Origin of the sequence: Pseudomonas kurunegalensis, assembly GCF_030291635.1 — a bacterium.
Taxonomy (GTDB): Bacteria; Pseudomonadota; Gammaproteobacteria; order Pseudomonadales; family Pseudomonadaceae; genus Aquipseudomonas; species Aquipseudomonas monteilii.
In genome coordinates, this window is sequence record NZ_CP127871.1 from 490,748 (window position 1) to 504,277 (window position 13,530).

The window sequence follows — 13,530 nt, forward strand, 5'->3', positions numbered from 1 at the left end:
CCTCAGTACTTGATGAAGGCGTTGAACGCGATGTTCTGCGGCCGCGTCTCGCTGCCGCCGGTGGCGTTAACCGTGACTTGGTGCGTGTGGTCGCCTACGGCCAGCACAGTGACCGGGTGCGTGTGGCTGCCGGATTCGCTGGTGAGCTTGTCGTGCACGCCGGCCTCGCCGAAGTTGACGATGTTGCGGGGCTCGGTGATTTCACCCGACGTATCGACGCCATCAGGGGTGTAAACGCCGGAGCGCACCAGGTGCGCATGGTTACCGGCCTCGGCCGTGCTCGCGCTGTGGGTATGGCCGCCGGCACCGGCGGAGCTGGCCGTGTGGCTGTGGGAGCGGATTTCATCCGCCTGGGTGCTACCCAGGACGCGGCCGGGGTCAAGATTGCGGCCATCGTCCAGGACTCGGATGAACAGGCCGCGCACGTCTGGCAGGTTGAAGGTGCTCACACCGTCGCCGGCGCCGTGGCGGGTACCGATCTTTGCGAACAGCCTGGCGTAGACGGTGCGGGATACAGCGGCGCCGTTAGGACGCATGAAGCCTGGCGGCGGGGAATCGAGGTCGAAGAACGAGACTTCACCCACCTGGTTGTTTTCCAGCTGGGCGATCGCGGCGCGCAGGGCCTTGGTCGTGGCCAGGATGTCGCTGCTGTCGCTGGTTGGATCGTCGCTTTTGGCGTTCGGCAGGTTGCCCAGCCCCACGTCGTCCTTGGTTGTGGCCCTGGCGCGCAGGGCTGGGTAGTCGCCGACTTTGGCTGCAAAGTGATCCACCAGCGCCATGGTGATCGGCTGCCACTGGCGTTGGTCGGTAATGTTGCCTGAGGCATCGACGCTGGCCAGTTCGACCAGGTAGTGCAGCGTGCCGTCGCTGTCCTGGTAGTCGGCTTTGGCCGAACCAAAGGAAACGACCCACTGCGGTACCACATCGTTGCCCTGCCGGCGCAGTGCAACATCAATCCAGGCTTTGGTAGGTAGCGCAGGGAGCTGAACCACTGCAGGCTCGCCGAGCGCCACGCGCACGCCTTCGATGTAGGCGATCCCGGCTTTCATCTGGTAGACGCCCAGGCCACTGCGCTCCAGCTGCAGGCCAGCATCCCAGAAGCAGGTTCTGCCATACACGTCGCGGTTGCTCAGCCGCTCGCGGCTGTCGACACCGGCCAGGCGGACGGTGAAGTCGTGCTGCCAGGTGCTCGCGTCGACCGTGATGCCGGTGATTTCCTGGGCACCGTCGTACTCCACCAGGAAGTTACGGGTCAGGTTGTTGCCGATCTGCAGCGGTGGGATGTTCTTGCGCTTCTGCTGCAGCGGCACGTAGGCCACGGCCAGCAGGATGTTTTCCTCGGTTTCCAGGCCGATCCAGTTGAAGTCCCAGTCGCCCACACTGGAGTCGGCCACAACGCTGTAGATCACCTGATTAGGGTTCACATAGCCGGTTCGTTGAACTGCGGTGGTGTAGACCAGCTGGGCCGCAGGGGGCTTGCCTGCAGCACGGTCCACCGGCGCCGACGGGTTGAGGCCCGGAACGTTGGCGAACACGAAGCGCGCCACGTTCAGGACCTGCTTGTTGGCCTGCTTTTGCGCGATCAGCGACTGGCCGGCGAGGGTAATGCTTGCTCCCATGAGGGCTCCTAGGTGTTCTCGGTGGTCACGACGGCCAGTTCATTGATCACGACCAGGCGGCTAGCGCGGTCGTCCCAGACGGCACAGAGGGTTTCCTGGTCGTCATGGAAGTGGGCGACCCGCATGCCCAGGGTTACCGGGGTGATCGTGGCGAACTCGTAGCGGCGGCAGGTGCGCCCGTACTGCTGCATCAGTACGCGCAGCAGCACCGGGTTGGCGCTCAATTGGCTGTCGGTGAGGTAGAGGCGCACAACGTCCCAGTTCACGCTGTCGAAGCGCTCCTCGATCTCGACGTAGCCGACACCAAGGCGCTGGAAGATCCGCACGGTGCCGGCGCTGCTGCCGGCGTCCACGGCATTGATGAAGGCGTACTTCACCCTTTTCCGATACAGGCTCTCTGGCTCGCCCTGAAAGCGCTGGATGTCGCGCTGCCAGGCGAGCAGATCGAGAACGGTGATGTGGCAGGTCTCGGCATCGAGCTGCATCAGCGGCCAGTTCATCCAGGTCTCGACCTTGGCCCACCAGGCCTGGGCGGCGTCGCGCAGCTTTGAGAGCTCCACGCCCTCCAGCCAGAACGGCAGTTTGAGCTTATCCACCGAGCACCACCTGGACGTCATCAAGGCGGGGAATGGTCAGCTGCGAGACGATGTCGACGTTGTCGAACTTCAGCGACTCGATGCCTGCAAAGGTTTCGTGCAGCTCCTCGCCCAGGCGGCTGAAAGAGAACCGCGACTGTGGATAGGTCAGGGTGGGCTGATAGTCGCTCGCGGTGCTCTCGCGGAACGCTGCCCGGATGAACAGCTCTGTGTCGCTCAGCAGTATGTCCTGGTTCTCGGTACCGACCTGAGCGGTTGGCCAAACCGTGACGCGCACGGTGTGCTGGGTGGCGGGCATCTCCTGAACCAGCATGTCGTCGCCGTGCCCATGGTTGCCCTGGTCGCGGACGTAGCTGTTGATCTTTTCCAGGTAGCTGGCCGCCGGCGAGCCTGCTTCGAACAGGACAAAGGCATTGGCACTGCCAGGTCCTCGAGGAGCATCGTGCTCGAAGTACACCCCGTCAGGCTCTACGCCCGGGAAGGCCGCGATCATGGCCCGGTACACGGCGTCGGTGTGCCACTGGTTGACCGCGCTGAACTGGTTGCGAGTGCGCAGGCGCAGGTCGTCGTCATGTTCTTGGTCTGCCCCGGGCTGGGTCAGCCAGCCATCGGCGTTGACCACCTGGATCACGCCGGGGATCGGCTCGGGTAGGATCGAGTAGTAACCCGGGGCGAGGTTGTAGCCGCTGCCTGCTTCACTCGCCTCGACCGGCACCAGGACCTGAGAGTCGCCGTCCAGGAACTGGGTGGCGGCGGTGGTGACCAGGACGTAGACGTTGCCGTTGATGGCCACCGACTGCACGCGCACGCCGGCGGGGATCTCCAGCACGCCGGCGACACCGCTGCGGGTGAACAGCAGCTGTCCTTGGGCCTTGGTAGAGGCCTTGCGAGTGACGTCGACCGCCCAGGCCAGCATGTCCAACCAGGTGCCGGTGGCTGTCTTCACGAAGAAGTTCGGCAGCACGGTGTTGACCATGAACTCGATCAGCCACAGCACGGGCTTGGTCACCAGAGCCGTGACCAGGCGCCAGAACGGCGACCAGGCGCTGGTGTTGCTCAGCTTGCTGCCCTGGGCGGCTACCTCTTTCTCCCAGGCGGCACGCAGGCCTGCCTCGGTCGTCGGGACGCCGGCGTCCTGCAGGGCTTTCTTGAAGTCGACGTCACTCACAGGACTACCTCAGTGGTTCCAAATGCAACGGTGGTGGCGGTAACCAGGTACTGGCCGCTGCCGGTTTCGGTGATCTGTACGGTGCCCGGTACCAGGCGTTCATCGGTCTCTACCAGCAGCTCCAGCTGCTGGATGCAGTCGGCCTGGCGGAAGCGGTCGCGCTCGGCCATGAGCGTGATGAGCAGTCCGCTCTCGCGGATCATGTGGGCGATGTCCTGGGCGATGCTGGCCCGATCGTCCACCAGCACGGGCTGGTTCGAAGGGTCCAGGGTCAGGTCGTTGTTGGTGATGAGTAGATCGATATAGAGACTCATCAGCCGGTCGCCATCGCCATCATGTTTTCAAGCTCCAGCGGGCTCATTGGCTTGGCGGTGTTGATCTCCACCTTCTCAATGTGGTTGCCACGGTTCTGGTTCTGGGTGTTCTGGATGCTGGTCAGCAGGCCGCCGGCGGGCACGGCGTCAGCCTTGGTCGGGCTCAGACTGCCCGTGGGCTGATACTCGGCATTGGCGCCCACGCTGGGCAGATCAGGGATGCTGCCCAGCTTCAGGTCGATATCGACGCCAGGGATCTTGTTCAGCATGGAGATCAGCGAGTTCAGGGCAGACCGGAACACGCCCACAATCCCGTCCCAGGCGGCTTTGGCCATGCTCGACCAGCCGCCCATGCTGTTGAACCAGGTGCTGAGCGCGCTCAGTTGCTCGCTCACCCACTGGAAGGCTGCGGTGTTCATCAGGGCGGTGGTCCACTGGTCCCAGTACGCCACGGCCGCGACGATCACTGCGACCAGGGCGACGATGCCCAGGACCACCAGGCCGACCGGGTTGGCGGCCAGCGCCGCGTTCACCAGCCAGATAGCGCCCTGCCAGACCAGCATCGAGGCCTTGGCCAGGCCGATCGCCGCGATCATGCCGAGGATCCGGGCGATGAACAGCGCGCCCTGGACGGTGTGGGCGATGAACATGGCGATGCTCTTCCAGCCGGTCCAGGTGAGCAGGGTCCAGACCACGTTCAGGCCAAGCCAGGCCATCTTGCTCAGGCCGACGACCACCGTCAGCGCGCTGATTGCAGCGGTAATGGCCAGCACGACAAGCGTTGCGATGCCCATAACGCGGGTGATATTCGGGAAAAGTTGGGTCCACCTGGTCATGGTCTTGCCGATGCCAACCAGCTTGTCCATCAGCGGCTGCAGCATCGGGATCAGTGCCTGGCCAAAGGCAATACGCAGCGCCTGGACTGCCGCCCCGAACTGCTGCCACGGGTCGACCATGGCCGCTGCCATCTTCTCGGCCTGCTCCAGGCCACGGACCTTGCCCAGTTGGTCGATACCGCTGCGCAGCCGGTCGGTGTCCTGAGCCAGTGCGCCGATCACCTGGGCGCCTTCACCGCCGAACGCCTCGACCAGCTTGCTATCAGCTGCAGCGTTGCGCAGGTCGCCGAACTTGCCCTGCAGCTTGGCCATGATGTCCAGCATCGGCAGGACCTTGCCGTTGGTGTCGGTGAACTTCATCCCCAGCTTGTCCGAGGCGTTGCCGATGTTCTCGAAGAACGCCTTGTAGCGTCCGCCGGCGTCGCCGCCTTCCATGGTGCTGGACAGGGTGCCGATCACTGCCATCTGTTCGGCCAGGTCGATGCCGGACGCCGAGGCGATCGCCCCGGCTTCCTTGAAGCCTTCCTTCATCTGCTCGCCACTGGTGCGGAACAGCTGCACCGCCAGAGCGGTCTGGCCGCCCAGCTTCTCGACCCACTGGCTTTTGCCCATGGCGTCTGCCTGCTGCTTCTGCAGGTTGTAGAGCGTGCCGACGTATTCGCTCATCACGTCCTGGTCGGACTTGGTGGCCTTGGCCAGCACGGCACTGGTGTTGGTAAAGGTGGCCAGCTGGGAGCCGGCCAGGCCCTTGATGGCCCCTTGGATCTTGTACGCCGAGGCGACGAAGGATTCGGCGTTCTCGCCGTAGGAAACCGAAAAGTCGAGGGCTTGGGCGTTGAGGGCGGTCAGCGCGTCCTCGGCCACGCCGAGCGAACGGACGTCGCCCAGGGCGCGGTTCACATCCAGCGCGGGGGCCATCGACGCCTCGATACCGGTCAGGGCGCCCCAGACGCCGGCGACACCGGTACCGATCTGCTTGATGTTGGCTTCGCCCTGGGAGGCCAGATTGTCGAAGCCCTTGGTCACCTTGGCCAAGGGCGCCGAGACCTTGTCGGTCAGGCTCAGGATGAAGTCCAGGCGGCTGGATGTGCTCGCACTCATGGGGTCAGTTACCTTTCCAAGCTCGTGATATGCCGTTGGCTATGGCGAGTTCCGTTCGCCGCCAGTACTCGTCTTCCAGCCACTTGGCTGTGCCCAGGGTCTCGGGCGATCGATCTGCACCAGGTAGCCACCGATCGGCGAGGGCCAGCAGCTGGCCCATGCCGTCCTCGGTCAGGCGCTCGGCGTGGTCGAGCGCTTTTTTACGGTGACTTCAATGGTCGGGGAGTACTCCTCCATCAGCGCACCGGCGATCTGGATCGCGGTCACTGGGTTGACCAGGAGCGGCTTCAAGGCCGCTTTCTGCTCCTGGTTCACTGCGTTCATCAGCAGGTTGTGGGAGGGCGCGACCTTGTTGGACTGGGTCATGCTGTTGATGTACTTGGTCATCAGGGCCGGATCGACGGTGAAGTCGAATTCCTGGGTGCCTACTTCCAAGGTGATTTCGGTACGTTCGGTCATGGTGCGGTTCCAGTGTTTGCCAGTTGGGTTGGGCAGAAGCTGCGGACGTGGTCCTGCAGCCCCAGGATCATTTGCTTGCTGACGGCGAGCTGATCTCGGAGGGTGAAATAATCCGATCGAGCGTCTGCTGCGAGTTCGGCGGTGGCTCCATCAGCCACGCCGGCGGCGCCGGTGACTGCAGGCACAGGGGTTGCGCAGGTGGCTTTGACGAGCAGCCGCTGATCGCGATCGTCAACAGCGCGGCGCAGAACCTGGTTGGCATTACGGGCATCGTTCAGCTCCTGGGTGTGTTTGTTGTCGAGGTCCTTGGCCTGGGCCAGGCGCTCGGCATTCGCGTTAGCGACCTGGATCACGGCCTTGAGGTCGACCAGCGCCTGGTCCCGCTCCGATCGCACCGTTTCCAGTTGGGCCTTGTAGTCCCATACAGCCCAGTTCAGCAGGGCCATAAGCAGTAGCGTCAGGACAGAAAACACTGATTTGAAAGTCATTTGGCGCACAGCCTCGCTTCGTCCAGCTGGCGGGCGTGCAGGCCGCGCACGAACACCTTGTTGCCCTTGGCGTCGGTGACGTAGGCCCACACGGGACGGCCATCAGTGCCCCATGCCAGCGCCTTGCAGCCTTCCGCGATGCGACCGGCATTGATGAGCACCAGGGCACGGCTCGCACAGGTCGACGGCGCTCCAAAGTGGTGGCCGTGGCTGCTGAGCGCGTCGAAAGTGTTCTGGCTGATCTTGTCGTTGGTCAGGCAGTCGGCTAGGGCCAGTTGGCCCTTCTCGATCACCAGCTGCTCCACCTCGGCACAGCGCGCCGGCGACCAGTAGTCGCCGACCACTACCGGGTAGGGGCTGGTGTAGCGGGTGATGCCCAGGCACACAGTCGGTAGGCCCCGGGCCAGCTGATCGGCATAGACGACGTTCTGGCCTTCGCCTTCCCATTTGCCCAGGAACGCCATCAGGGTGCTGCTGCTCAGCACCAGGGCGATGGAACCCGTCAGGATCTTGTTGCGCAGGCTCATGGCTTGACCTTCCAGTCGCGCAACATCTGGCGATACTTGGGTACCAGCAGGAGGATCTGCAGCACCATGTAAAGGGCGGTCAGCATGTAGGCGACCGCCGACCAGTCGACGGTGCCCGTTACGCCGGTGGCGGCTACTCCGATTGCGGGCGCGGCCTTGGCCAGGGCGACAGCAGTGTCTTGAGCGGCCTGATTCGCGCTCATCGATGACCCCCTTTCTCAAAAGTGGACTGGCAAGGGACGCAGCGGGTCATTCCGCCCAGGGCACGGCGCGCCTCGGGGATCTCGCCGTCGCAGTCCTCGCAGTGGGTCAGGCTCGGCCCGGTCGAACGCGCACGGGACAGGGCGGCAGTGATCGCCTGGTCACGCTGACGCTGCTCCAGGGCTTGGGCGCGATCGAACGGGCAGGTCATCAGCGCAGGCCCTCGATCTCGGCTGCAGCCAGGTACGGCACACCGTTGATGCGGATGAAGTCCGGACTGGTGACGTCGAACGGCACCTTGTGCTTGTGCTTCTCGCCGCCCTTGGCGTCGATGTTCAGCAGGCTGGAGATCTTCGGCTTGCAGCCAAAAGCCTCCACGCGGAACTCGTCGGTGGGGGTTTTTGCGTAGAACAGCGAGTCGAACGGCTCCAGCTGGCGGAAGCTGCCGGCTGCGCGGGCGGCATCGATCAGCAGGTTGAAGTTGGAGGTGTCCAGCTCCAGCTCGCCGCTCGCGGCAACGTCACCGTCGACGTAGCCATCCGGCACGCCGCCGGTCTGGGCCACCGCGCTGTTGTCAGTGATATCGAGGGTGACGGTCTCAACGTGGATCTGCAGGTCGCCCACGGTGATGTCAAAGTTCTTGCCGCCGATCTTGGACATGGGGTTACTCCTCGTCGCTCAGGTCGAGAGCGATGTTTGCGGTAAGGTCTTTGGGGCAGTTGTAGGGGCGCAGCTTCAGGTACGCCTCGACGGCGGTTTTGCTGGTCCAGACCAGGGTGATGGCGTCGTCCGACGGCGCCTCGATGTCGCCCGGGAACTGCACGCCGGCGAACACGACCGAGCGGGACATGTCGCGCAGCGGCTTCATCAAGGCGGTCTTGTTCTGCGCCATCGAGGTCGCCGTGTTGTTCAGCTTCCGATCGGCGATACGCTGGATCAGCAGGATCCGAACGCGGCGGGCGGCCTTGTCAGCGATGCGCAGGTACTCGACCACCTGGTAGTCCGAGCCCGGGGCATCGAGCATGTTGCCGTCGCCCCAGAAGGTGCCCGGGTAGTCGGGGTAGGTCTGCGGTACCGAAAAGCGCGCCTTATCCAGCTCGGCGACGATTGCGGATGGGAGCGGAATGCTGTCCTTGTCGACCGGGACAGCGCCGAGGCCGACCAGGGCGCCGGTGGCCACCCGCATCGGGCTGTCGGCGATGCTGACGTCTGCCCGGGCCAAGCGCCCGGCGAGCACGCCGAGGTTGTTGCCGTGCAGCTGCGGCACGACCAGCACGCGGGCTGCGGCCACGTCGGCCACCTTGGCCTTGGCTTCGGAAAGGTAGGTAGCCCAGTCCTGGGCAGCGGTGATGCCGGCGACCGCCGACATGATGAACACCCGGCGCCCGTACTTGGCACTCAGCTCCAGGGCTTTGGCGTGCATGGCCTCGAACGTGGCCTTGTCCGCGACGGGGGTGGTGATGACCACAGCCTCGACCGAGACGTTGTCCTGCTGGGCCTTGTCCAGGGCGGCAGCCCAGTCGCCGTTGGCGGCGATCGGCGCGGCCATGCACGCCCACTTGTCCCCGCCGTTCTGGCGTGCGGCCAGGACTTGGGTTTTCAAGTCGGATGCCGTGGCGCCCAGGTCGGTGTCTAGGTCGCTCTGGGTATTGAGGGCCAGCAGCTTGCCGACGTTCTTGCCGGCAGGGCCGATGAACAGGAAGTAGCGCTCGATCTCGGTCACAGCGCCCTGGCCGAGGTTGAGGTTGTTTACGTTGGCGGATCCAAGTGCCATGGAATGCCTCTTAGCGGGGTGAGTTGAGGATTTGTTCCAGCACCAGGTTCACCAGCTCGCTGGTGTCGCGGTTGCTGTTTGCGCCCAGGAACTGGCGCTTGGGCAGCTTGATTTCCCAGCTGTCGGCACCGGTGGACTCGCCCTGTTCTTCGTCCAGGATGCGAATCAGCAGGCCGGCCTGCATGTAGCTGACGTGCTCCAGGATCCAAGCCACGGCTGGCCGGGAGAGCCGCTTCTTACCCGCCTGGCGCACCTTGAAACCCAGCCGACGCAGCCGCTTGGCCTGCTTGGGCGTCGACATCGAGCCCTCGTCGACCTTGTTCCAGCGGCGCATCTGCTGGGCTGTTCGGCGTTCGGTAGCGCCGTTGTGCTGCTGGGCGGCTACCCAGGAGGTCAGGTTGTTCTTCCAGCCCAGGACGGCCTGGTCAGGGGTCAGGCTGGTGACCTGCAGCAACTTGCCCAGGCCGGTCTCCATCTTCTTCTGGCCTGGCTCAGGGTTTTTCCGGGCGGCAAAGGGCGAGCCGTCCAGGTTCTGCTGGCTGCGGATGCGCTTGCGGCTCATCGTTCGCAGGCGCTTGGTCACGTTGTTCAGCAGGCGTCGGCGTAGCCGCGGCTCCAGGCGCAGGAGCGCCAATTGCTCGCGCACGCCCAGGACGCCCCGGGCATCGATGCCGACGAAAGGACTAGCCACGGGCCGTTACCTCGCCTTCTTCCGCCACCCACAGGTCGTACGGAACGAATGCCCAGGTCTTGCCGAACGCCTCAAACTCGCCGTTGTCGTCTTCGGCCAGGTACTGGGGCTCCACGAACTGGACGGTCAGCTCGACGTCGAACAGGTCGTTGTCCAGGTCGATAGGCTCGATCACGAACGCCGGTGCCGGCAGGTCCTCGCGGTCTGGATCATTGGCTTCCAGCCAGGTGCCCACCAGGGCCAGTAGGCGCGGTGGGGAGCCGGTGAAGCGCTCCAGGTCGAAGACTGCGCGATAGGTCATATCGCCCATGTGCAGGCCCTGGGTGGTTTCCTTCCAGAGCAGTTCGGTGTCCATCTGCTCGACCCAGCTCTGCAGCTGCTCGGGCATCACCAGCTGGCGTTCGAGCAGGTACGCGGTCAGGGCCTTGATCTTGTTCATGCCAGGGCCGCCGTGATGCGGCTGCGGCCCTGCAGGGCGCGCACAGCGGCTTGGCTGAATGCCAGGTAGGTTTCAGCGCGCTCGGGCGCTTCCTTGCCAGTGTTCTCGGCCACCTCGCGGCGGGTCACAGTCGCAAAGTCGGTCAGGGCAGTGGCCTTGGCCCGGCAGTACACGGCGCGCTTGTACAGCGCCACCTTGAAGGTGCGCTCCTGCAGCAGCAGAGAATCGGCGGTGGCCACCTCGGTGATGCCGAGGTCACGCCAGCTGGCCATCAGCTTGGCCAGGTCCTGATTCACTTCGCCCATGGCGATGTTGAGGTGAGTGACCAGCGTGTCGCTCAGGTACTCCCCGGGCAGGCGGTAAGCCTTCTGGTACTCAGCCAGGGAGAGGTCCGGCCAGAAGCCGTTGTTCTCGATGGTCTGGTCCACCACGGTTGCGGTTTTTCCTGAAAAGCTCATCGCTGGTCACTCGAAAAGGGCGGGAGACACCGTTTCGGCGGGGGCTGGCCATAAATGGCTGGCTCCGCTTCACGGGTTCCCGCTGGGGGGGGTAGTCGGTTATTCGGTTTCGCCGGCGGGGGCTTCCAAGCGCGCCAGAACACGGCGGCACTTCTTGATACGCGTACCGCAGCCCGCCTGCGGGTACAGCTCGGTGGCTCGCTCCAGGTGTTTGAGCGCGACCGCCCATTGCTGGTCGTCCATGGCTCGGATGCCGATCAGCTTGTGGAACTTGCTCGGGATCTGCTCCGGCAGTGTCCACTCGCCATCTACTCGCGGCAGCAAGTCCGACAGGTAGGGCTCGGGGCTGCGGCCGGCTTCATACTCGGCATAGGCCCAGTCGCCCACGGCATCAGCGACAAAGGTCTGGATGTCCTTGCGCTTGAACGTCGCCGGCAGTCTTTGGCCTTGCTCGATCGCGATGTCGGCCAGTTCCAGGGCGTCATCGAACTGGGTGGTGTCGAACAGCCAGACCATCACCTGCACCAGGACGCGGTTCTGCAGCTGCAGGCCGGACTCCAGATAGCGCTGGATGTACTCCTGGTACTTGGGCAGCAGCTCGATTCGCTTGAGGTCCTGCTTGCCGGCGAGGTTCGGGATCGCCTTCAAGCGGACAAGGTCCGCGTCCAGGCTGGCCTCCATCAGCTTCAGGTGCTTGCGAGCATTCGCCGGGCTGCTCAGGGCCTCGCCAGGGGAGTAGGGAATGGCCGCTGCAGCAGCCACCTGGGCCACTGCAGCGGCGCCTTGCTCCAGCACACGGCGCTTGTGAGCTAGTGCGAGGCTCATACCAGCTCCACCGAATCGGATTCCAGGTAGGCGAGCTTGCCCAGTTGCTCAATCACGTAGCCTTCGTTACGCCCGTTGTAGTCCTCAACGCGGGAGCGCTTCGGGTTCTCGAGCAGGTGACGACGCCAGCTGGAATCCTGGAAGTAGATCGAGAGGTTGGCCCAGGAGGTGACCAGAATGCCCTTGGCCGGGAAGAACGGAACCACATAGGAGGGGAGACCGCCAAAGGTGTCGATCACCTGGGCTTCTTCGATGCGCTCCTTTTCGGTGGGGGTTCGCCCCTGCTTCGCGTACAGCTTGCCCTTCTCGTGGGCGAGCAGATCCGAGCCGACGATAGCAATCAGGTCGCCCTCGTCACGGAAGACAGGGTCGATCATCTGCTTGACGTCCTGGACGGCGGCGTCGAGGTTTTCGTAGTCGCCGCCTTCGCCGATCTTGATTTTCACCGCAGGATCGGCGGACTTCAGGACCTGCTCCGGAATCAGCTCACGCGCCTGCTGCAGCCAGCCCTTGTTTACGTCCTGGAGCAGTGGGTAGTTGGTGATGTTGGTCTGCTTGGCGGCATGGGTACCGCTCCAGCCGATCAGGATGCGGTCCAGGGCGATGCGCTTCTGCACGGCCTCCAGGTACTTGCGGGCGAACTCGGGGAACTTGGCCCAGGCATCGATGGTGGCGAACTTCAGCGCCACGTCGGTCTCGGTATGGAACAACTCGTAGCTGTTGTTTTTCAGATCGAGCAGGTGGCGCGGTTCGCGGTCGTTCAGGTCGGTGTCGGTGCGACTGGTTGCCGGACCGCTCAGGCCCAGCAGGACCTTCTCGCCCTTGATCTCGGTCACGCCGATGACGTTGATGCGTCCCAGAAAGTCCACACGCTCGGTGATCTGCTCGTTCAGCTCTTGGGCGTGGGTCGGTTCCACGGCAAAGGTGCGAGTGGCGTCATCGATGCTGTACGCCTCGGCCAGATCGTCCTGAAGCTGCAGATATTCCGCTGCAGCGCGTTTCGACAGGGCGCCCATTAGCGCAGGCCCCCACCGCGTTTCTTGTCGCCAGCCGCGCCGGTGGTACGTTTGACCTGGCGGCGGTTCGAGGTGGTGTTGAACATTTGGGTGAGGGTTTCCTGTAGCTCATCCATGCGGGCGCTGAGCTCCTTCACGTCGCCTTTGTCCTTACCGCCTTTACCGCCCTTGCCATCCTTGCGGTTGAACTCGCGGTTTTCGTCCGCTTCGTCCACCACGTCCTGGACGGCGGCACCTACTGCGTCGACCTGGTCCTTGTTGTCGGCGTCATCGACACCTTCAACGACGGGTTCCAGCACGGCCTGCAGGCCGGCCAGCAGGATCACGAATTGGTCATACAGCGCCTTGAGCGCCTTGGCTGTTGCTTCATCCATCGGTTTGGTCTCGTCAGTTGAGGGGGTGGTGGTGTCGGCGAAGCGCTTGCAAAGGCCGGTCAGGGCGTTGAAGAAGCGGCGCAATTCGCCCGGCTGCTGGCTTCCCTCGCGAAGGGAGCCCAGCTCTACGGGGGCGCAGAAGTAGGAGGTCTTGTCGTAGCGGTTGCCTCTGCGGGCACGTCTGGAGAAATACAGCTCCTGAGTACCCAGGCTTGCAGGCTCGTCAGTGACAGCCAGGCCAGTGAGGTAATGGCGACCGGAGTTGGCGAAGTTCGGTCTGATTTCAACGCTGGTGAATAGCTTTTCGCCCTGGTCGTTCAAGTGCAGCAGCTTGTCGTTGGGCTTGAGCTGGGCTTCCAGGGCCACTTGGCCGGGCTGCAGTTCGGGGTCGTCGTTCTCGGTCACCAAGCGCACGGCAAAGACGGTGCCGTGGGAGCCAGGCCAGCGCTCATGCTCGCTCCAGATCACGGCCGTGTACGTGGACAGCTTGTAGGTTTCGGCGCAGTCGACCAGCTCCTGCACGGTGATCTCGCGGTTGTCGGCGGTCGGGCCGCTGACAGCTACGCGCTTCCAGTAGGAGACAAGGGATCTGGGCATCGGTTGAAGCGCTCGGTGGTGGTCGATGAGCGCCACGATAGGGAGCG

19 protein-coding genes are annotated in these 13,530 nt (G+C 64.0%); all 19 read right to left on the bottom strand.

The genetic code is table 11. The features are described 5' to 3' along the window. Positions 1-2: 2 nt before the first annotated feature. The 19 genes from QQ992_RS02045 to QQ992_RS02130 all read right to left on the bottom strand — a co-directional run bounded on the left by QQ992_RS02045 (position 3) and on the right by QQ992_RS02130 (position 13,483). A complete protein-coding gene (locus QQ992_RS02045) occupies positions 3-1,619 on the bottom strand; it encodes a phage tail-collar fiber domain-containing protein (RefSeq protein WP_286112094.1) in 1,617 nt (538 codons plus the stop codon). An 8-nt stretch (positions 1,620-1,627) separates the two neighbouring features. Further along, positions 1,628-2,215 carry a phage tail protein gene (locus QQ992_RS02050; RefSeq protein ID WP_286112095.1) on the bottom strand — a complete coding sequence of 196 codons (588 nt, stop codon included), beginning with the start codon at positions 2,213-2,215 and terminating at the stop codon, positions 1,628-1,630. After that, positions 2,208-3,383, bottom strand: coding sequence for a baseplate J/gp47 family protein (locus QQ992_RS02055; protein ID WP_286112096.1), 1,176 nt, complete (start codon positions 3,381-3,383; stop codon positions 2,208-2,210). The genes QQ992_RS02050 and QQ992_RS02055 overlap by 8 nt, the downstream gene beginning before the upstream one ends. Then, positions 3,380-3,697, bottom strand: coding sequence for a DUF2590 family protein (locus QQ992_RS02060; protein WP_209968490.1), 318 nt, complete (start codon positions 3,695-3,697; stop codon positions 3,380-3,382). The genes QQ992_RS02055 and QQ992_RS02060 overlap by 4 nt, the downstream gene beginning before the upstream one ends. Next, positions 3,697-5,634: a phage tail tape measure protein gene (locus QQ992_RS02065; protein ID WP_286112097.1), complete on the bottom strand. Its 1,938-nt coding sequence runs from the start codon at positions 5,632-5,634 to the stop codon at positions 3,697-3,699. The genes QQ992_RS02060 and QQ992_RS02065 overlap by 1 nt, the downstream gene beginning before the upstream one ends. A 4-nt stretch (positions 5,635-5,638) precedes the next feature. Further along, positions 5,639-5,785, bottom strand: coding sequence for a DUF6890 family protein (locus QQ992_RS28020; RefSeq protein WP_409312735.1), 147 nt, complete (start codon positions 5,783-5,785; stop codon positions 5,639-5,641). A gap of 20 nt (positions 5,786-5,805) precedes the next feature. After that, positions 5,806-6,093 (bottom strand): putative phage tail assembly chaperone, encoded by a 288-nt coding sequence (locus QQ992_RS02070; RefSeq protein ID WP_209968483.1) that lies wholly within the window; start codon positions 6,091-6,093, stop codon positions 5,806-5,808. Further along, positions 6,090-6,581, bottom strand: coding sequence for a lysis system i-spanin subunit Rz (locus QQ992_RS02075; RefSeq protein WP_286112098.1), 492 nt, complete (start codon positions 6,579-6,581; stop codon positions 6,090-6,092). The genes QQ992_RS02070 and QQ992_RS02075 overlap by 4 nt, the downstream gene beginning before the upstream one ends. Beyond that, positions 6,578-7,108: a lysozyme gene (locus tag QQ992_RS02080; protein WP_286112099.1), complete on the bottom strand. Its 531-nt coding sequence runs from the start codon at positions 7,106-7,108 to the stop codon at positions 6,578-6,580. The genes QQ992_RS02075 and QQ992_RS02080 overlap by 4 nt, the downstream gene beginning before the upstream one ends. Continuing rightward, positions 7,105-7,311, bottom strand: coding sequence for a hypothetical protein (locus QQ992_RS02085; RefSeq protein WP_132846432.1), 207 nt, complete (start codon positions 7,309-7,311; stop codon positions 7,105-7,107). The genes QQ992_RS02080 and QQ992_RS02085 overlap by 4 nt, the downstream gene beginning before the upstream one ends. After that, complete coding sequence (locus QQ992_RS02090) at positions 7,308-7,520, bottom strand: TraR/DksA C4-type zinc finger protein (RefSeq protein WP_286112100.1); 213 nt, start codon at positions 7,518-7,520, stop codon at positions 7,308-7,310. Before QQ992_RS02090 ends, QQ992_RS02085 begins: the two co-directional genes overlap by 4 nt. Then, a complete protein-coding gene (locus tag QQ992_RS02095) occupies positions 7,520-7,969 on the bottom strand; it encodes a phage protein (RefSeq protein WP_286112101.1) in 450 nt (149 codons plus the stop codon). The genes QQ992_RS02090 and QQ992_RS02095 overlap by 1 nt, the downstream gene beginning before the upstream one ends. Positions 7,970-7,973: 4 nt before the next feature. Next, positions 7,974-9,083 carry a DUF2586 domain-containing protein gene (locus QQ992_RS02100; protein ID WP_286112102.1) on the bottom strand — a complete coding sequence of 370 codons (1,110 nt, stop codon included), beginning with the start codon at positions 9,081-9,083 and terminating at the stop codon, positions 7,974-7,976. A 10-nt stretch (positions 9,084-9,093) separates the two neighbouring features. Continuing rightward, complete coding sequence (locus tag QQ992_RS02105; protein WP_286112103.1) at positions 9,094-9,774, bottom strand: phage virion morphogenesis family protein; 681 nt, start codon at positions 9,772-9,774, stop codon at positions 9,094-9,096. Beyond that, positions 9,767-10,213, bottom strand: coding sequence for a phage tail protein (locus QQ992_RS02110; protein ID WP_286112104.1), 447 nt, complete (start codon positions 10,211-10,213; stop codon positions 9,767-9,769). Before QQ992_RS02110 ends, QQ992_RS02105 begins: the two co-directional genes overlap by 8 nt. Further along, positions 10,210-10,671: a head completion/stabilization protein gene (locus QQ992_RS02115; protein WP_209968457.1), complete on the bottom strand. Its 462-nt coding sequence runs from the start codon at positions 10,669-10,671 to the stop codon at positions 10,210-10,212. The genes QQ992_RS02110 and QQ992_RS02115 overlap by 4 nt, the downstream gene beginning before the upstream one ends. Positions 10,672-10,770: 99 nt before the next feature. Beyond that, on the bottom strand, positions 10,771-11,496 hold the full coding sequence (gene gpM / locus QQ992_RS02120) for a phage terminase small subunit (protein WP_286112105.1): 726 nt from the start codon (positions 11,494-11,496) through the stop codon (positions 10,771-10,773). Further along, a complete protein-coding gene (locus QQ992_RS02125; RefSeq protein ID WP_286112106.1) occupies positions 11,493-12,512 on the bottom strand; it encodes a phage major capsid protein, P2 family in 1,020 nt (339 codons plus the stop codon). The genes gpM and QQ992_RS02125 overlap by 4 nt, the downstream gene beginning before the upstream one ends. After that, a complete protein-coding gene (locus QQ992_RS02130; protein ID WP_286112107.1) occupies positions 12,512-13,483 on the bottom strand; it encodes a GPO family capsid scaffolding protein in 972 nt (323 codons plus the stop codon). Before QQ992_RS02130 ends, QQ992_RS02125 begins: the two co-directional genes overlap by 1 nt. Positions 13,484-13,530: the final 47 nt, after the last annotated feature.